Raw genomic sequence first — 17,775 nt, 5'->3', positions numbered from 1 at the left:
CGTCCCAGGTGTTATCTCTGGTATTGAGTACTGGGTATTGGGTACTAGGTATTGGAAAAGATTTTCCTAGTCCCCAGTCACCAATCCCCATCTTTATTGCTGCACAATCAAAGTGTACTTACGTTCGACTCCAGGGTTAAAACTTCCTACCCAAATCCTATAGGTTCCTTTTTTCCAGTTTTCATCGTCAACGCTAGCGTCTTTCTTCTTTCCAGTGTCATCACCACAGCGAATGTTGTTTTCGTCTGGCCCTTGAATGAGTAAAGTAGTATCGTAGCCCCGGCTGTTAACTAATACTTTTAGGTGAGAAAAGTCTTTCTCCAAAATCATGATGTGGTCTGGTTTAGGATCGGCAAAGCCAATACAAGCTTGCCGATCGCGATCGCGGTTACTCATAGCAGACAAGGGGTAAGAACCACCCGTGTAACCCGCTACTTTTCCCTTGCCTTGCTCAAAACCTGGGGACAGGTTGAATGCACCAAAATTTGATGTCTCTGCTATTACAGGTGTAGCATTGACAACAGCGAGTATAGCTAAGAGCCAACCGCCTCGAAAATAAAGTCGGGGACGACAATATTTCATAATAGCCCTCCATCGGGCTGTTAAAATAGTAATGATATATACATATTTTAGTAAAAACTTTTCCAACAAATTGTCATTTTTTGTGCCACATTATCATGTGCCACAGCTAATAAATTGGAAAGCAAGATAAGCGAAAGCAAAAGCAAATTTTTTACATTTTAATCCTCTGCTTTACTAGATTTTTACACGATGTCTGGGTTAATAATGCTAAGTAGTTCAACTACAAAAAATGATGTAGGGTGTTTTCGGCGAAGCCGTAACGCAATGAGCCATATGTGAATGGCGCGTCACCTTTAACCTTTACACTCTACATAAGTTTTATGTTTTATTAAGAGCTAAATAATATTAACCTAGCTGTCTTATCACTATGTCCCTTCTTCAAACATAAAAAGCACAATAACTATTGATGGAACTGAAAGAAAAGTCCACCTTTGATTGATTCTGGTTCGCTACCGTAACTACTGACTGTTAGCGATCGCAGGTTGTTGAAAAACGGTTTGCCTACTACTTCTACTAGCTTGAGAATAGGTAGTTGACGCTCTAGCAGAGGTTGACTTTTCGTCCAGTCGAGATAAAGATATCCCTGGTTGGGTTGGGGAATAGCAGCGATACTATTTCGGAAACTACGATTGTTATTTAAAGAATTTTCTTTGACTGTAATAACTTCATTTAGTGTTTCCAAGTTTGAGGCGAAAATTTCATAATTGCCTAGAGTTGTATGCACTCCCTGTACTTTTGCCTCGATACTATATGATAAACGGTCTTTGGTATCGCTTTGTTTAGTAGGTATTAACTCTGTCCAAGCAAAGATTTTTTGCTTATCTAGATTCAAGGAACTAGTACTAAGTCCATTTGAGGAAGCGATCGCATCTAAACGAGAAATGCCTTCTGGTACACTCTCTAATTTTTCCACGACAAAAAGCCAATCGGGAGTTATTTTATCCTCACGGGGTAACAATGCTACGGCGTATTCCCCTTCTACCCAGCTAAAGATATCCTGTTGCAAGTTAATGCCTTTGCTTTTTTGAATATCTGCTAAAGGTTGTACCAATCTGGAAATTACATCTGTCCTAGAAGAACTAGATATAGCTGTTTTCACTTGTGTCCAGAGTTGAGCTAAATTGCTGTTACTCAAATCGCTCAAATTCGCACCAGAAATTGCCAAACCTGCCGACGCTGGAATATATTTCAGTGCCTCCACAGGTTTAGATAATAGCGGTGATGGCGGAACAATTGCCGATGAAGCCAAAAAGCTCGTTTCTGCTAAAACGCCTTTGGGGTTTAATAACAGGGAAATAATTTCGCTGTCGTAATTTGGTTCTGGCAGTTCTAATCCTTGCCATTTTGCCACGGTGGGGAGATTGAGAAAAGCCTCCGCTACAGAGCCTTTGGGCAATTTTTGAGTAGCTTTTTGGTATTGGGGAGAACTAGTTAAATTAAGATCGGGCGCTTGGACGTTATTAATTGCGTCTCGCAGCACTTTCGGATCGTTAGCAAACAATACAAACCCATCAACAACTGCGCCAGCGAGTGAATCTTGTTGCGGTTGAGAATTATCGTAAAGCAGTTTCGCTCCTTCGTATTGTTCCACAGATAGATTGGCTCCAGCTAACACCCGCTTGGAAAACAACAAATCTACAAATTCGCGGCTTTTCTCTGGTTTATCGGTTGCTAGCGCCATCAAATATCCTGGCTGTTTGCCGTTTTCCGAGTCGCGATCTATGTCTAAAGTGGTGACAGCTAGTGTAATTTCATTTCCTAACCAAGGTTGAATATCTTGTTTGTAATCTATGCCACTCTTAGCCAATAAACTGGTTTTGAGTTTAGATAATTCTCCTTCACGTTCCAAAGCCTGCAAACGGTCGGGATTTGTCAGCAATGACACCATCACAGGCGCAAGTTTCGATACAAATATGGCAGCACCAGATTGAGAATTAGAGGCAGTCAAATTAACTGGACTTTTGACGAAAAACCAGTAAAAGCCGAAGATAACAATTACTAGTAGGGCGATCGCACCAGCTACCACAAAACCTAAGAATGAGCGTTGCCTATTCACATTAGACATATTAGAAAAAAGTATTAAGGATAAAGGATGAAGTTTGAAAATTTGTACTTCATAAGTTATCAGCCATAAAAGTTACAGATGAACTCAAGACCAACATTCATTAGTCATCTTTAATAAATGCTCATGCTATGGTACAGATTTTCTGCCACCATAAATAATATAGGATTGTCTACAAAAACCTTATGACTGGGAAATCTTTCGATCCACCCATTACTCAGATTAGTGTAGAAGAACTGGCACAAAAGCTGGCTTCTAATGATGCAAGTATTCAGTTAGTCGATGTGCGAGAACCACAAGAATTGGCGATCGCCAGCCTTGAGCGCTTTGTAAACCTGCCTCTGAGTGAATTTGTCGAATGGGGCGATGAAGTCCCGACTATGTTCAATCCTCATGCTGAAACCCTTGTGCTATGTCACCACGGTGTCCGTTCTGCCCAGATGTGTCAGTGGTTAGTTGCTCAAGGATTTACAAATGTTAAGAATATTGCGGGCGGCATAGATGCCTATTCACTATTAGTTGACCCTTCAGTTCCCCAATATTAGCTCATTGTCTCATAAACCCCAGCATTGTTCATTTGGGACTGACGCTTTCATCCGAACAATGCTACTCTTAATACAACATTGCAAAGGTAAAAGTCCCACTGCAAAAGTTTGCGACTTAGTTAAAATGGAGAATTTCTCTACCCTGTATATATCTCAAACAGTTCTAAAAACTAGTATTTTAAGATACAAAAATATTTTATAAATATGCAAAAATACTTAAGTATAGACTAAATAATTTGTAAATGACAGCAGTGATTTTGCTGACACAAGTCAAGCTTGATGAAATAGCAATATTTAAGCCTTATTATAGAAACTAGATATATAACTAAATATTCTGCTATTTTAATTAACTATTATTAATCTATTTTGGTTTCAAATCTCAAATTTTTCAAAGTTTGATTAAAATTTGCCTACAGCAAAACATACCTTATGGAAGTCCAGTTGACAAATCGACAACAGCATATACTTTGGGCAACGGTACGTCACTATATCGCTACGGCAGAGCCTGTTGGTTCAAAAGCTTTAGTCGAGGAGTACAACCTGGGTGTTAGTTCAGCGACAATTCGCAATGTGATGGGCGTATTAGAAAAATCTGGGTTACTTTACCAACCGCATACCTCTGCTGGGCGAGTACCTTCAGACTCAGGTTATCGCATTTATGTTAACCAGCTGATTACACCTTCAGAAGTTTTAGCAAAAGAGGTGGAACTGACACTACAACAGCGCCTACATTGGGAAGATTGGAGTTTGGAATCTCTGCTGCAAGGAGCTGCCCAAATCTTAGCAACCTTGAGTGGGTGTATTAGCTTGATTACCATGCCGCAAACCACTACAGCAATTTTGCGACATCTGCAATTAGTGCAAATTGAAGCGGGACGGATTGTGCTGATTGTGGTAACAGATGGTTATGAAACCCATTCCAAATTGATGGATTTGCCGCCAGTGCAGGAAGAAAAACAACCAGATCCAGAAGTAATCGATCGCGAGTTACAGATTGTTTCTAACTTTTTGAATAGCCATTTGCGGGGGCGAAGTTTGTTGGAATTAGCCAGCCTAGACTGGAGTCAATTAGATCGGGAATTCCAACGCTATGGCGAATTTTTGAAAAATTCAGTTGCAGAATTAACTCGTAGGACTATTGCACCAGCTGCCACACAAATTATGGTTCGGGGTGTGGCAGAGGTTTTGCGTCAGCCAGAATTTTCTCAATTACAGCAAGTGCAAACGCTTATCCATCTGTTAGAAGAAGAACAAGACCAACTGTGGCCATTAATCTTTGATGAGCCGGAGGCTGAAGAAGCGGGTAAACCAAGGGTAACAGTTCGCATTGGTGCAGAAAACCCACTAGAACCGATACGTACCTGTAGCTTGATTTCTTCCACTTATCGCCGAGGTTCAGTACCAGTCGGGAGTGTGGGTGTTTTGGGGCCAACACGCTTAGACTACGAAAGTGCGATCGCAGTTGTAGCTGCTGCTGCTGATTATCTCTCGGAGGCTTTCAGTTGAGTAGGAACGAACAACCATACCCTTCTTTTATAGGTTCCCTGCGCGTAGCTTGCTTCTGCGTAAGGGTACGGCAACACTAAGGAACGCCCGTACTGGATACAGGAGGGTTTCTATCTGACTGGTAAATGATTACTGGTTTGTGACTCGATTTATTAGGGACGAAACTAGTAAAAATTTTTTCTGTAATCAAACTCCGTCCTTTGATGGGTGGAGTTTTCCTAATTTCTGACAAACCCAAAGCTTTGTATCCCTTCTGATTCCTAATACTAATTCGTAATTAAGAAAGTCTATCTCTGGGTTTCCAGGCTTGAATCTGTTGCCGCATTTGAGAGAATTGGTACAACTCTCGACTGCTAGTTCCTGTAATTGAATTTATCTCTGTGTGAATTCCCCTTGATGAACTAGCTCAAACTGAGTTTAAATAGAGATTCTTCTTTAAAGCTTTATATTTTAGAAACATATGTGGTATTCATCCATAATACCCTAATTTTTTGTAGCTAATGTATTTCTAGAAAGAAGAAATGCATCATTTATCTCAAAGAGATAGTTAAACTTTTAAGCTTTGGTAAAAGGATATTTAGTCAATGATAGAAGTTATAGGATTTTTGATGACTGGATTTTGGTTATTCATGATTTATGACTGTATTCGCAACGAGCCAGAGAGGCAATTATGGCTTTGGATTTTAATTTTGATTAATTTTCCTGGCGCGTTCATCTACTTCTTGACACGCTGGATACCGCGAGGAGATATCCCACTTCCCAATTATTTCACTCGCTGGACACGTAGCCGCGAACTATGGATAGCAGAGTCACAAGCTAGGAATATCGGCAAAGCTCATCAGTACGTTCTTCTAGGAAATCTGCTTTCTGATATGGGAATGTTTGATAAAGCAGAAGAGGCTTACAAGCAGGCTTTAGAAAAGGAGGCGGACAATTTTCAAGCCCTTTGGGGTGCAGCATTGATTGATATTAAGAAAAAGAACTTTGTTAATGCCCAACGGCATTTGCAAACACTTTTAAACAAAGACCCAAATTACAAGTATGGAGATGCTTCTCTAGCTTATGGAGAAACACTTTTTGCTTTAAAAGAACTCGATACCGCTAAACTCCATTTAGCAAAACATATAAAAAATTGGAGTCATCCAGAAGCGTATATTGTACTGGCACAAATTCTTTCGCAACAAGGCGATACTCAAACGGCTCGTAGCTATTTAGAAACTATGATTGCAAAAGTTCAAGGGTCGTCTTATTTTCACTATAAACGCAATCGTCATTCTATTGGTAAAGCAAAGAAATTATTAAAGACTATAGGACGTTAAAATAAATTTGTTTTTAAATTTTTTAATTATTGATGCTGAGAAAAATTACCTTTGGGGTGATATGGCTGGGATTTATTGCCTATGCTTTTCTCTTTGCCCCTCCCGAACAGCCCGGTACATTTGAGTTGATTAAAAACTTGTCCATTGGTCAGTGGCAAGGCATTAACCCGCTAGTAATAGCACTATTCAACATTATGGGCATCTGGCCTCTAGTATACAGCGCAGTAATTTTTATTGATGGCAGAGGACAAAAAATACCTGCTTGGCTATTTGCTACCACTTCTTTCGCAGTTGGTGCGTTTGCTCTGTTACCGTACCTAGGGCTAAGAGAACCAAATCAGCAGTTTATTGGTAAAAAGAATACCTTTCTTAAGCTGCTAGATTCCCGTGTAACTGGCTTTATTCTGACTTTAGCCTCAGTTCTCTTAGTTGCCTTTGGTTTACAAGGAGGAGACTGGGGAAATTTTGTGCAACAGTGGCAAACTAATCGCTTTATTCATGTGATGAGTTTAGATTTTTGCCTACTTTGCCTATTGTTTCCAACATTGCTAGGAGATGATATGGTGCGTCGCGATTGGAAAAATCAGCAGTTATTCTGGTTAATAGCCTTAATTCCACTCTTCGGCCCTTTGATTTATTTATGTGTGCGTCCACCTCTAGCAGAAGCAATTGCAGAAGCTATACCCAGTCAGCGACAACCAACCACCAACTAAAGTGAGGAATCAGTTGTCATACCAATTCGTAATTCGTAGTGACGCTCCTGCGTCGCTAACGCTGCGCTAACGTAATTCGTAATCAATAAAGTCTTACCTAGTCCGGCTTTCAGGGGTTAGATCTGTTTCATTATTTTCGTGAAATGGTATCAGGAGGCAGGAGTTAAAAGTTATTATTCTCCCCCTTGTCCCCCTGCTCCTCCGATCTCCTCACCTCCATCATCTGTGAGTTAGGCTCTTAAAGTGCCATTAGCCATCGGGTGAGGTATTGCGTTAAAATAAGCGATCGCAATCTTAATAACTAATGCCCGGTTATTCCCCGGAGGTGTGATTGACCAAGTTCATTTTAAAAATTTTGTGGTTAGACGAGAACGTTGCCCTAGCAGTCGATCAAGTTGTAGGAAAAGGCACTAGTCCTTTAACCAAGTACTTTTTCTGGCCCAGAAATGATGCCTGGGAAGAGTTAAAAAAGGAACTAGAATCCAAGCACTGGATTACTGACCTAGATCGCGTCGAGTTGCTAAATAAGGCAACCGAAGTGATTAACTACTGGCAAGAAGAAGGCAGAAACCGCCCGATGGCAGAAGCCCAGTTAAAATTTCCGGAAGTTGCCTTTACGGGTAGCGCTTGATATTGCACAGTTAGCTTCCTTGCTGTTCTACAAGTTTCCACAGTCTAATGGTCTTGTCCCTGCTGCCACTAGCAATCAGTTGTGCAACAGGGCTAACAGCAACGGCAGATACTGAGTCTACATGACCACAGAGACTAGCAATTTCTTCTGCTGTGCTTACCCTCCAGAGTTTAACTGTCTTGTCCCAACTTGCACTTATCAGCGTCTTGCCATCAGCAGTGAAAGCGATTGCTACTACTGACCACGAATGGCCTGACATTGTACTAATCAGCTGACCAGTGTTGACCTCCCACAATTTAATAGTGTTATCATCGCTAGCTGTTGCCAGAATTTTACCATCTGGACTAAAAGCGATTGTCAAAACCGCTCGTGTATGACCCGAAAGGGTGCCTAATAAGGCATAGCATGGGCGGTTTTGCAGTTCTGTCCCCGCTGCTTCGATAGTAATTAACTGCCACAAGCAAATCGTTCTGTCGAAACTTGCACTAGCTAAAAGCTGTCCTTTGGGACTAAAAGCTACTGAACTTACTTGTAATTGATGCCCCGTTAAAGTGCAAATTTCTGTCCCAGTGTTTACATGCCAGAGTTTGACTTTCTTATCCCAACTGCCACTAGCAAGAATCTGCCCATCAGGACTAAAAGCAACTGATTTTACAGCGTGTGAATGACCGCATAAAGTAAATGTCTTTCTCAATGTATTAAGTTGCCATAATTTGATAGTTTTATCATCGCTAGCTGTTGCCAGAATTTCACCATTTGGACTAAAAGCAACTGATGTTACTGCTTGGGAATGTGAGGCTAGATTAGCCACTATTTTTTTAGTATTTAAATCCCACAATTTGATGATTTTGTCATCACTGCCACTAGTCAAAAGATTCCCGTCGGGACTTATGGACAAGGTATTAACACTACTCAAATTATCAGAATGTCCTCTGAGAGTGTGCAAGCATTTCCACAGAGTATTTTGAATTTTGGATTTTGGATTTTGGATTTTGAATTCTATACCTATCGCTTGCATGACTTCAGCAGCTGATTGAAAGCGCTGATTAACAGCATTTTGTAGCAGCTTGTCAAGTATTTGCGCCAAGCGATCGCTGACTCTATTGGTAAGATATTCTTGCCAAGCCCAACAATTATTAGCAATATCAAATAAATCGAAAGGAGAAATCTGGGTTAGCAGATAAATACAAGTTACACCCAAACTATAAAGGTCACTTGCAAAAACTGCTTTTCCCCTTGTTTGCTCTGGTGCAGTATATTCTGGACTACCAATACTGTTTTCATCTGTTAACTGTTCTAGCCCTGTGACAATTTTCGCATTACCAAAATTAACTAAGATTAAATTCTCTTGGTTTCGCGAACGAAGGATATTTTGGGGTTTAATATCGCGGTGGACGATCTTGCGATCGCTAATAAATTTGAGAACTGGTAATAAATCCTCTAAAAGTTGCCAAATCTGAGTTTCATTGAAAGCACCTTCTTCCTCAACTGCTTGAGCTAAATTGCTACCCTCGATAAACTCTTGCACTAAATAAAAATACTGGTTTTGCTGGAAATATACTAGTAAGTTAGGAATTTGGGGATGCTTCCCTAATTCCTTTAAAAGCTGTGCCTTTTGCTTAAATAATTCGGGCTTTTCGTTTTGCAAAGAGAATTCTTGAATTACACAAGGAGCTGGAGGAAACTGTCCCTCATCTACAGCGAGGAAGGTTTTGCAGAATCCCCCTTTACCAATTAGTTTGAGTAAACGATAACGTTCTTGTAACAGCAAAATTTCTCTACTTTAGAGAAGGGAGTCAAGAGGAGCCAGAATCATTTTTCTCTTAGCTCCTAAATTCTATTTAATTGCCAATGAGGTTACTTATCCGTAGGAAATTCTACAACTAGCGGAGTAGCACCGTTTGGCGGGGCTGGTGGTGTTTTGGGAACTATCGGTTGCGGATGCAAAGGTGTTGGTGTTATTTCACCTGGCTTAGCTGTTTGATTCCATAAAATCATCGATAGTAGACCATCTACTAAGCCGTTGGTGCTGCCATTGCTGCCACCGACAAGAACATCAGGGATGAGACGGACATTGCGATCGCCTATAATCTGCATTATTTGCATTGCTGTATAACCAGATGACCCCAAAGCTTCCACACCAGCACGGTAAGTTTCAGCTTTGGCATTACCTGTAGCACGAATGCCTTCAGCCTCACCAATTGCTCGCAGTTTTATACCCTCAGCTTCACCATTCGCTTGCTTGATTTGCGCTTGCGCTTTCAAATCAGCAATATGTACACTCTGCTCTGATTTCACCATTTCTTGTTGAATATCAGCCAGCGCTGTTTCCCGGACAAGTTGTTGCCGTTGCGTTTGAGCCATCTGCTGGACTTCATAAGTTTTGCGTTGCTCTTCGGCGATTTTGCGGTCTGTCTGTGTCTGCATTAACGATGCTGGCGGCTGAATATCACCAATCAAGGTGTCAATCGCTTGCACATCATAAGCCCGCAATGCCGCCTTAATATACTCAGATGCTTCAGTTTGACGTTCACTGCGGGCATTCAAAAAGTCTAGTACAGTGTAGTCTTGAGCCGAGTTACGGAAATAATTACCGATGCTTGGCTCCAGCACGTTATCAACCAAATTTTGCATCGAGCCAACGCGAGAAATCACCTTCGGAGCATCCAAAGCACCAACATGGATGATTTGCGATACTTCCAAATCAAAGGCAAACCCATCTGTAGAGCGTACTGTCAAAGCTTCCAAATTAGCGTCGTATTTGTGCCGTTCAGTACGCCCTGACCAGTTCAACACTATATTAGTGGTTGGCACCAATTCTACTTTCATGATGCGCGTGTTCAGCGGGTGTTTACCAGGATACAAAGGTTCAACCCACACGCCCTTATGCCCAGGATTCACTAAATTACCGTGGGTGAAAGCCACACCACTAACATCTTCTTGAGCTTTACCCACAAAAGAAATTACCACGCCCACATACCCAATGGGAATTTCCGTCATTGGCACTTGCTCAATGCTGACAAACCAAGGATTTAGATTCCAAGAACCAGAAAGCAAAATCTGCTCTTGCAAGCCTCGTCGCCCACGTCCATCCAGAAATTTTTGACCATTCTGGAAGTTATCGTGGCCTTCAATTACAGATCCGGCAATTTCACCACCGGATATTGGCACACCATCTAGGGTAGTAACTACGCCAACTTTGTCAGATGCAACGCTGTACACTCGCAACTGTTCGGGACTCATGCCATGAGCAGTGGCATTGGCTGCCATGATAACTTTAAACAAGGCAGTGTTGATACGGTAAGTACCAGCTGTGAGAAAACCCATCTGCCGACCTTTTTCGCCGCCTTGAGTCAGGAATTTTCGAGCATCTTGGAAATTGTCACAAGCAACAATTTTACCCAGGATACGCTCTGGTGGGTTAGATGCACCATCTGCCGCAACAATTAAGGCAATTTCACCTTGGGGGACAACCACTACCGACTCTTTCCGAACCGAGTACTGCCAAGGCCAATAACCCCAGTGCCAACCAGGAGCCAGAGTGTCTGCCTGTAAGCCTGCTTCGCCGTTGAGGGCAATAAGTCTGTCGGCTGGAAGGCCACGCCCGGAAAGGGTAAATTTTCTTACTACAATGCCGACTTCACGCTCACCGATAACTACCAACCCACCAAAGAACAGGGGGACGAATATGACAAAACCGCCAACCACCGCAATGGGGACAAGTCCCCACGGTGACAGTTGCATTGCTTGATATTGAATCCTGCTATTTGGTAACTGAGTAGTGCTGGGTTTTGTCTGGCTCAGTTGCACCGATACCGAGCTAATTTCTTTTACAATAGTTGTTTTTAAAGTAGTAGCATTGGCAGAATTAACAGTGCTAGCTAGCGCCAATGTTGCTATTAAAGATGTTGCGAAACAAGTTAATTTATTTTGTTTACGCTTACCAATGGAAGATGGAAAATTTTTCATAATTTGTGCCCTTCTGGGCAACTAATTACCTAAGTTAACACTTCACTTTGGCTATGCGAGATTTCTTAAACTTGGTGTAATTTCGTTCGCAAAATTTATATCGCGGTCAGGAGTTAGGAGGAGCCAGTGACGGGTACGTAGGGGTTTCCCCAAGTAGAGCAACTGGCGTTCAGAATACAGAAAATTCCTCATTTTTATAATGGCAGACAGTTGAAAACTACTGTAAATACTATGGGGTGGACAAACAGCCCACCCCACAAAGTAAAAGTAAGAAGTAATTAAGATTTTAGACCAAACCACCAGCTGCTTGAAAGCGAGCGCGGGCGCGTTTGAAGGCTTGAGTTGCCTGGATTTGGGCTTGGCGATCGCCTTGTGGCACTTGATTCAGACGTGCTTCTGCTTGGCTGTAGGCAGCACGAGCTTCTTCAAGGTTTATTTTATCGCCGCGTTCAGCGCCATTCACTAGAATTGTCACTTCATTTTCCTCAACTTCGGCAAAGCCACCCAAAAGGGCGATCGCTTGCCAAGGCTGATTTTTACTGGCGCGTACTCGCATAACACCTGTATCTAAGGCAGTCAAAAGTGGCGCATGTCCACTCAGGATACCTAGCTGACCAGTTGTGCTGGGCAAAATTACTTCATCAGCTGGGGCATCCCAAATTGTTTTATCTGGGGAAATTACACGAACGGTTAATGTCATTTGTGAGTTGTGAGTTGTGAGTTGTGAGTTGTGAGTTGCCAGTTGTCAGTTGTTAGGTATTTTTAACCACTGACTACTGACTACTAACTACTAACTAATTAACCCTTGAGCTTTTGGGCTTTGGCGATCGCTTCGTTAATATCGCCTACCAAGTAGAAGGCCTGTTCTGGTAGATCGTCTAATTCACCAGACAGAATCTTCTGGAACCCTTTGATGGTGTCTTCCAACTTCACATACTTACCAGGAGAGCCTGTGAACACTTCTGCCACGAAGAACGGCTGAGACAAGAAACGCTCAACCTTCCGCGCCCGCGCCACGATCAGACGGTCTTCTTCAGACAGTTCATCCAGACCGAGAATAGCAATAATGTCTTGCAGTTCTTTATAACGTTGCAGAGTTGACTGCACGGCACGCGCAGTATTGTAGTGTTCGTCACCCACAATGTTGGGCTGTAGCATGGTGGAAGTCGAACCAAGGGGATCCACAGCTGGATAAATACCCTTAGCTGCCAAACCGCGAGACAGCACTGTTGTTCCGTCCAAGTGGGCAAAGGTGGTTGCAGGTGCGGGGTCGGTGAGGTCGTCTGCGGGTACGTATACTGCCTGAATGGAGGTAATCGAACCCTCTGTAGTCGAGGTAATTCGCTCTTGCAGTTCACCTACGTCGGTTCCGAGAGTGGGCTGGTATCCTACCGCTGAGGGCATCCGACCCAGTAGCGCTGATACTTCCGAACCTGCTTGTACGAACCGGAAGATGTTGTCAATAAACAGCAGCACATCCTGCTTGTTAACATCCCGGAAGTACTCAGCTACGGTCAACCCTGACAGACCAACCCGCATTCTGGCTCCAGGTGGCTCGTTCATCTGACCATAGACTAGAGCAATCTTCGACTCATTGAGGTTGTCTTTATTGATCACCCCAGATTCAATCATTTCGTTGTAGAGGTCATTTCCCTCACGGGTGCGCTCACCCACACCAGCAAAAACAGACACGCCACCGTGCTGGGTGGCGATGTTGTTAATCAACTCCATCATGATCACGGTCTTACCGACACCAGCACCGCCAAACAGACCAATCTTACCGCCGCGTCGATAGGGAGTCAGAAGGTCAACAACTTTAATCCCAGTCTCGAACACGGAAGGTTTAGTTTCCAGTTCAGTGAATTTGGGAGCAGAGCGGTGGATGGGTAAGGTTGCCTCAGCATTTACAGGCCCCTGATTATCTACGGGTTCGCCAAGGACGTTGAAAATGCGACCCAAGGTGGCTTTACCAACTGGCACGCTGATGGGAGCGCCAGTATCAACGACTTCCAGACCACGCACTAAGCCATCGGTGGTGCTCATAGCAACAGCCCGCACCTGATTGTCGCCCAGCAATTGCTGTACTTCAACGGTAAGGTTGATTTCTTGTCCAGCTTCGTTGGTGCCTTTGATGGTCAAAGCGTTGTAGATTTGCGGCAATTTTCCGCTAGGGAATTTAACGTCTACAACAGGACCAATAATTTGGGTAATGTAACCAATGTTTGTTTTTTCTGCGGTTGTGACCATGCTGCGCCTAATGATTGAAGCTATATTTCAGATAGGGTCGTAGAAGACATAAGATTAAGCAATGTCATCTTTCACTGTAGCACCGCAAGGGGACACAACTCCCTTAGTAATTCCTTAAAAAGCAGCTTGATGGTAACTAGCAATAAAAAACTGCTGTGTATAACAGCAGTGGATACAGCGATCGTCAAAGCAAGGATTTTGGGGATGAATTAAGTATTGATCTGGTGTTGGCGTTTCAGGAGTGAAGAACTAGTACTGCAAGCAGCCAATGCCAGCAAGCCAACCAGAGAAGCAGGTTCGGGTACGCGGCTAGACTGACTGTCTTTGATGACTGGAGAATAATAGGAAAAGCGGATAGATTGACTGTCTTTGATAACTGGTGAATCGAATGACCACTGGAGATTGCGACCATTCAGCTGTCCATCGATGTCACGAATGCCTACTGTTGCATTGCCGCCAAAGGATTTGTTATTTCCAGCATCTACGTCTAGATAAGATAAGAGAATATCATTGCTACCCTCGAAAAGAACTGACTGGAAGGTTACAGGACTGGGTGAAGTTGGGTATCCTAAGGCAGCGTTCCATTGGGTGATGAACCGTCGATTACCCGTTTGGCCAAGTGTTTGATAATAGACAGCACTGTTTCCTGAGCTAGAGAACTTCCAGTCGTCCCACAGAACGGCGATACTGGGATGGTTACCTAATGGGGCAGTTGTGGTCAAGTTTTTATTAGTAAATAAAACGTTTGTGCCTGCAAATGTCAAAAGTCCGTTGGCGGTGAAGGATACGTTGTTATAGTTGATGCCGTAGAAGTGGAAGTCGAAACCGATATTTGCTGAACTCAAGGTGTCATCAGTGCCAGCTAATACTGATGTCCCTGTCGTTGAAATATCTTCAAAGGTGAAATGGATATCGTCTGTAGCTTTGTAGCCAAAACTATCCGACCCGATGGTAGCTGCCTTCGCCTGTCCTGGGTTTAGTATTCCTAGTGCAATAAACATTGCCCCGACAGTCGCCATTGATAACTTTTTAACCACAGTTGCTGTTGTCACAAAACTCATTTCTCCAAGCAGGTGTATTTAACGATGGAAGCGATCGCGATTGATGAGTGCAAAAGTTCAGGCGCGATCGCACACAACGCCTCAATCGCAACAGGCTATGAATTCGCCTATCGCAGATATCGCAGATAAAAATATAGTGAAAATGCTTATAGCATTTAACTTCTATGTTGTATTTTATGTATCAGCGAGGTTGTGACTCAGGGTTTCCTCGTTCTTAATATCTATATAAGTTACTAGGAAATTGCTTCTGTTGCTAGTCTTTATACGTATATTTACAGAATAATTAAATTAAAATTCGATGAATTAAAAGCTAAACTAGATATTCGATATAGGTTGTAGGCAAAGTTTACGATAAATCGCCTGATAAAACTTTGTAAAAATTAGCTGCTACTTTAAGGTAAATTTATCTACGTGTTTATGCGTGGATATGGCTATAAATAAATATTATGCTTTTAGAGAATAGATTGCCAGAAGACTAGAGCATTTCTCGATTGCACGCGCTCTTGGTTTATTTAGTTAAGGTCAGAACAATGCTCCAAACAACACTTAAAATACAAAACTGCTGTGTTTGGCGAGTGCAAACACAGCAGCGTTCAAAGTCGGTTAGCTATGAATTTATGCCTTAGCTGATACTTTCTGTTTTTGGCGCTTGCAAAGTGAAGTAGCGCCAACAGTTCCTAAAGCCAGAACTCCCATAATTGAAGCAGGTTCGGGAACAGTAGTTACACTAGTGACGCTAACATAGTCTATGTAAGTACCAAAACTATTGGATATCTCATTTAAGTTGTCGAAACTCAGGCGAGTTGTTGCACTTGTTGCAACTAGCTCATAAGTATAAGTATTCCAGTTTGTATTACTGAATCCGACTCCACTGGCAGAGAAAGAATCAACCAAGTTTCCCCCCCAATTAATATTCAAGATATTCTGAGCTACTGTTGGACGGGGTGAAAAAGCAAATGTTAATTCGTACTTTTGACCAACTGTAGTTGCCAAGTCTTGAAAGATACCAGTAACTGCTGTGCTATCTAATTCTACAAATTGGAAACCATCAAATGGGCTTCCAGCTACCCGATCTTGTACTTCAATACGGCCCTTAGAGCCAGTTACCAAACTCCATCCGGGGATGGAAGACAAAAATCTATAACTCTTTGTAGGTATATCTGGACTTTCAAAACTGCCATTGGTAACAAGATTCACAGCTGCGGCTGGTTTAGTAGCCAGAGTTAGGGGTAAAAAACCCAGAGTCAATCCCACACCAATTTTTAAACCTAATTTTTGGATAAACATAGCCGTGTAACTGAATTTCTCCCAAGAACTGAATGTTGACAGTGGAAATAATCCCAATTTATAAAGGTAATCGTTTCGGCGAAATTGCACATCACGCCTCAAGTGCGTCAGGTTTAGTTCAACCTGTAGTAGATACTGAAAATAAATTTTTGTTAAAAATAATACATATTATACTGACGATTTTCCTTGTAAATGAATTAGCAGAATTTTTAACCGCGTTTTTTATTGTACTTATATAGAGTACTAGGTAATTGGTTATGTGGCTAGTGTTTATACGTATATTTACACCAAGAATCAATTACTCAGGAATGAATGCCATATTTGGCGATCGCAAGACACTCCATTCACTGTCTTGAAAATTGGTGTAGGGTTGTAAGAGAAAGACATTTTCATGCCCTCGTTGTGGGCAATTGCCTGTGGGAGCCTAACTTGGAAATGGGCACTGGGGAGTAGGGGATATTCCTTTTTCATGATTGATTGTAAGATTTTCTCGTGAATGGCTGACTTGTAAGTGGGTATAGGAAAGTTATTAAAATAGTTACGAAACGCTTTTCTACAAAATGCGGTTGCTGTTATAAATACTTTTAAATCCTGAAAAATACGAATATAAAATTGTCAACAAAGCTTTTTTATAACATTTATAGTTCAACCTACTACTGCAATCGCAGATATAATTAATCTTGAGATAAAATTATTTACTTCTTTTACAATAAGTCTATATTTTAGTAGATTTAAAAATCCTGAAACCTTTGCAAAAATTAAATTTGCAAATCCTCTTAATAACTATAAAATAAAGATAGATACACAAAATATGTGTCAGTTGATCCTCTTCATCTTTATATTTCTATTGAGCAATTGCTTATGAAATTCTCGTCAGCACGGCAATATTTTTATCAGGAGATTCATCAGCTTGACGAGCATATCGACTTAGCAAAGGCAGCTTTATATATTGCACAGGAAGAATATCCATACCTTGAGCCAGAGGAATACCTCAATGCCTTTGACACAATGGCAGGTGAAGTTCAAGAACGCTTACCTTCCTCAAGGTATCCTCTACGGCTGATTCAAAGTTTAAACCAGTATTTCTACGATGACTTGGGATTTGCTGGAAATAAAACAGATTACTACGACCCTCGCAACAGTTTTTTAAATGATGTTATAGATCGCCGATTAGGGATTCCCATTACCTTGGCGTTGGTTTACCTAGAAGTTGCCCACAGAATCGATTTTCCTATGGTGGGAATAGGAATGCCAGGACACTTCTTAATCCGTCCGGATATTCCAGATGTAGAGATTTTTGTCGATGCATATAATCACGGTGAGGTGATGTTTGCCCAAGATTGCCAAGAACGGCTTGCTCAAATGTTTCAACAACCTGTGAGTTTACAACCAGAATATTTAGCACCCGTAAGTAAACGGCAATTTTTGGCACGAATGCTGACAAATTTAAAATTTATTTACCTGAAACAGCAAGATTTAGAAAAAACTCTGGCAGCGGTTGAAAGAATTTTGCTGCTGTTTCCTGGCGTGTCCTTAGAAGTGCGCGATCGCGGTCTGCTTTATTATCAACTTGGCCATTATCCGCAAGCTGTTGAAGACTTACAAACTTATCTAGCAAAAGTTCCTGATGCTGAAGATGCAATGGTGATTCGGCGGTTACTCGCGGATTTAGGGAAGTGAGGGAGTAGGAAAGCAGAGGGGCAGGGGAAGTAGGCTGACAGGTGTAGGTTTTTTACGTTTTGTTCCTAAAACCCTGGTTTTAGGGTGTAAGGGTGTGGGGGTGTAAGGGTGTAGGGGTAGAAGAAATGATGATTAGAGCGTTAGTTTTATAGTCATTACTCATTGCTTGATTA

At 42.0% G+C, this 17,775-nt stretch carries 15 protein-coding genes; 6 read left to right on the top strand and 9 right to left on the bottom strand.

Annotated features, from left to right (window positions below; genetic code table 11):
• Positions 1 to 93: 93 nt before the first annotated feature.
• Both RMY31_RS08435 and RMY31_RS08430 read right to left on the bottom strand, forming a co-directional pair.
• Entirely contained in the window at positions 94 to 582 is a 489-nt protein-coding gene (locus tag RMY31_RS08435; RefSeq protein ID WP_409877742.1) for a hypothetical protein, read from the bottom strand.
• Positions 583 to 982: 400 nt separating this feature from the next.
• Positions 983 to 2,647 carry a DUF3352 domain-containing protein gene (locus RMY31_RS08430; RefSeq protein ID WP_409877740.1) on the bottom strand — a complete coding sequence of 555 codons (1,665 nt, stop codon included), beginning with the start codon at positions 2,645 to 2,647 and terminating at the stop codon, positions 983 to 985.
• Positions 2,648 to 2,829: 182 nt separating this feature from the next.
• Here RMY31_RS08430 and RMY31_RS08425 point away from each other — a divergent pair, with 182 nt between their 5' ends.
• The 5 genes from RMY31_RS08425 to RMY31_RS08405 all read left to right on the top strand — a co-directional run bounded on the left by RMY31_RS08425 (position 2,830) and on the right by RMY31_RS08405 (position 7,358).
• Positions 2,830 to 3,189: a rhodanese-like domain-containing protein gene (locus tag RMY31_RS08425; protein ID WP_409877738.1), complete on the top strand. Its 360-nt coding sequence runs from the start codon at positions 2,830 to 2,832 to the stop codon at positions 3,187 to 3,189.
• 429 nt (positions 3,190 to 3,618) lie between these two features.
• Positions 3,619 to 4,695, top strand: a complete 1,077-nt coding sequence (gene hrcA / locus RMY31_RS08420; protein WP_409877736.1) for an HrcA family transcriptional regulator — start codon at positions 3,619 to 3,621, stop codon at positions 4,693 to 4,695.
• Between the two features lie 584 nt (positions 4,696 to 5,279).
• Entirely contained in the window at positions 5,280 to 6,014 is a 735-nt protein-coding gene (locus tag RMY31_RS08415; protein ID WP_409877734.1) for a tetratricopeptide repeat protein, read from the top strand.
• 32 nt (positions 6,015 to 6,046) lie between these two features.
• The gene (locus tag RMY31_RS08410) at positions 6,047 to 6,727 is read left to right on the top strand and encodes a DUF2834 domain-containing protein (RefSeq protein ID WP_409877732.1); all 681 of its coding nucleotides are present in this window, start codon (positions 6,047 to 6,049) and stop codon (positions 6,725 to 6,727) included.
• Positions 6,728 to 7,058: 331 nt separating this feature from the next.
• Positions 7,059 to 7,358: a 30S ribosomal protein PSRP-3 gene (locus tag RMY31_RS08405; protein ID WP_094333099.1), complete on the top strand. Its 300-nt coding sequence runs from the start codon at positions 7,059 to 7,061 to the stop codon at positions 7,356 to 7,358.
• Between the two features lie 10 nt (positions 7,359 to 7,368).
• Here the strand turns inward: RMY31_RS08405 and RMY31_RS08400 are convergent, their stop codons facing one another.
• From RMY31_RS08400 to RMY31_RS08370, 7 genes are all read right to left on the bottom strand, one after another.
• Positions 7,369 to 9,129, bottom strand: coding sequence for a protein kinase domain-containing protein (locus RMY31_RS08400; protein WP_409877729.1), 1,761 nt, complete (start codon positions 9,127 to 9,129; stop codon positions 7,369 to 7,371).
• A gap of 86 nt (positions 9,130 to 9,215) precedes the next feature.
• Entirely contained in the window at positions 9,216 to 11,327 is a 2,112-nt protein-coding gene (locus RMY31_RS08395; protein ID WP_409877727.1) for an SPFH domain-containing protein, read from the bottom strand.
• 286 nt (positions 11,328 to 11,613) lie between these two features.
• A complete protein-coding gene (atpC, locus tag RMY31_RS08390) occupies positions 11,614 to 12,027 on the bottom strand; it encodes an ATP synthase F1 subunit epsilon (protein ID WP_409877725.1) in 414 nt (137 codons plus the stop codon).
• Between the two features lie 98 nt (positions 12,028 to 12,125).
• A complete protein-coding gene (gene atpD, locus RMY31_RS08385) occupies positions 12,126 to 13,574 on the bottom strand; it encodes a F0F1 ATP synthase subunit beta (protein ID WP_409877723.1) in 1,449 nt (482 codons plus the stop codon).
• Positions 13,575 to 13,783: 209 nt separating this feature from the next.
• Entirely contained in the window at positions 13,784 to 14,626 is an 843-nt protein-coding gene (locus tag RMY31_RS08380; protein WP_409877721.1) for a PEP-CTERM sorting domain-containing protein, read from the bottom strand.
• 624 nt (positions 14,627 to 15,250) lie between these two features.
• Entirely contained in the window at positions 15,251 to 16,012 is a 762-nt protein-coding gene (locus RMY31_RS08375) for a DUF642 domain-containing protein (protein ID WP_409877719.1), read from the bottom strand.
• A 204-nt stretch (positions 16,013 to 16,216) separates the two neighbouring features.
• Positions 16,217 to 16,393 carry a hypothetical protein gene (locus RMY31_RS08370; protein WP_409877717.1) on the bottom strand — a complete coding sequence of 59 codons (177 nt, stop codon included), beginning with the start codon at positions 16,391 to 16,393 and terminating at the stop codon, positions 16,217 to 16,219.
• A gap of 390 nt (positions 16,394 to 16,783) precedes the next feature.
• Between RMY31_RS08370 and RMY31_RS08365 the strand changes: the two genes are divergently transcribed.
• On the top strand, positions 16,784 to 17,602 hold the full coding sequence (locus RMY31_RS08365) for a SirB1 family protein (protein WP_409877715.1): 819 nt from the start codon (positions 16,784 to 16,786) through the stop codon (positions 17,600 to 17,602).
• The last annotated feature ends 173 nt before the right edge of the window (positions 17,603 to 17,775 follow it).

Source organism: Dendronalium sp. ChiSLP03b, assembly GCF_034531165.2.
Classification (GTDB): Bacteria; Cyanobacteriota; Cyanobacteriia; order Cyanobacteriales; family Nostocaceae; genus Dendronalium; species Dendronalium minutum.
Note: the sequence above shows the minus strand (reverse complement) of the source record. Positions and strands in the feature narration are given on the sequence as shown.

Coding starts and splice junctions, on each gene's coding strand:
- RMY31_RS08435 (WP_409877742.1), bottom strand. CDS start 582: ATGAAATATTGTCGTCCCCGACTTTATTTTCGAGGCGGTTGGCTCTTA.
- RMY31_RS08430 (WP_409877740.1), bottom strand. CDS start 2,647: ATGTCTAATGTGAATAGGCAACGCTCATTCTTAGGTTTTGTGGTAGCT.
- RMY31_RS08425 (WP_409877738.1), top strand. CDS start 2,830: ATGACTGGGAAATCTTTCGATCCACCCATTACTCAGATTAGTGTAGAA.
- hrcA (WP_409877736.1), top strand. CDS start 3,619: ATGGAAGTCCAGTTGACAAATCGACAACAGCATATACTTTGGGCAACG.
- RMY31_RS08415 (WP_409877734.1), top strand. CDS start 5,280: ATGATAGAAGTTATAGGATTTTTGATGACTGGATTTTGGTTATTCATG.
- RMY31_RS08410 (WP_409877732.1), top strand. CDS start 6,047: ATGCTGAGAAAAATTACCTTTGGGGTGATATGGCTGGGATTTATTGCC.
- RMY31_RS08395 (WP_409877727.1), bottom strand. CDS start 11,327: ATGAAAAATTTTCCATCTTCCATTGGTAAGCGTAAACAAAATAAATTA.
- atpC (WP_409877725.1), bottom strand. CDS start 12,027: ATGACATTAACCGTTCGTGTAATTTCCCCAGATAAAACAATTTGGGAT.
- atpD (WP_409877723.1), bottom strand. CDS start 13,574: ATGGTCACAACCGCAGAAAAAACAAACATTGGTTACATTACCCAAATT.
- RMY31_RS08370 (WP_409877717.1), bottom strand. CDS start 16,393: ATGAAAAAGGAATATCCCCTACTCCCCAGTGCCCATTTCCAAGTTAGG.
- RMY31_RS08365 (WP_409877715.1), top strand. CDS start 16,784: ATGAAATTCTCGTCAGCACGGCAATATTTTTATCAGGAGATTCATCAG.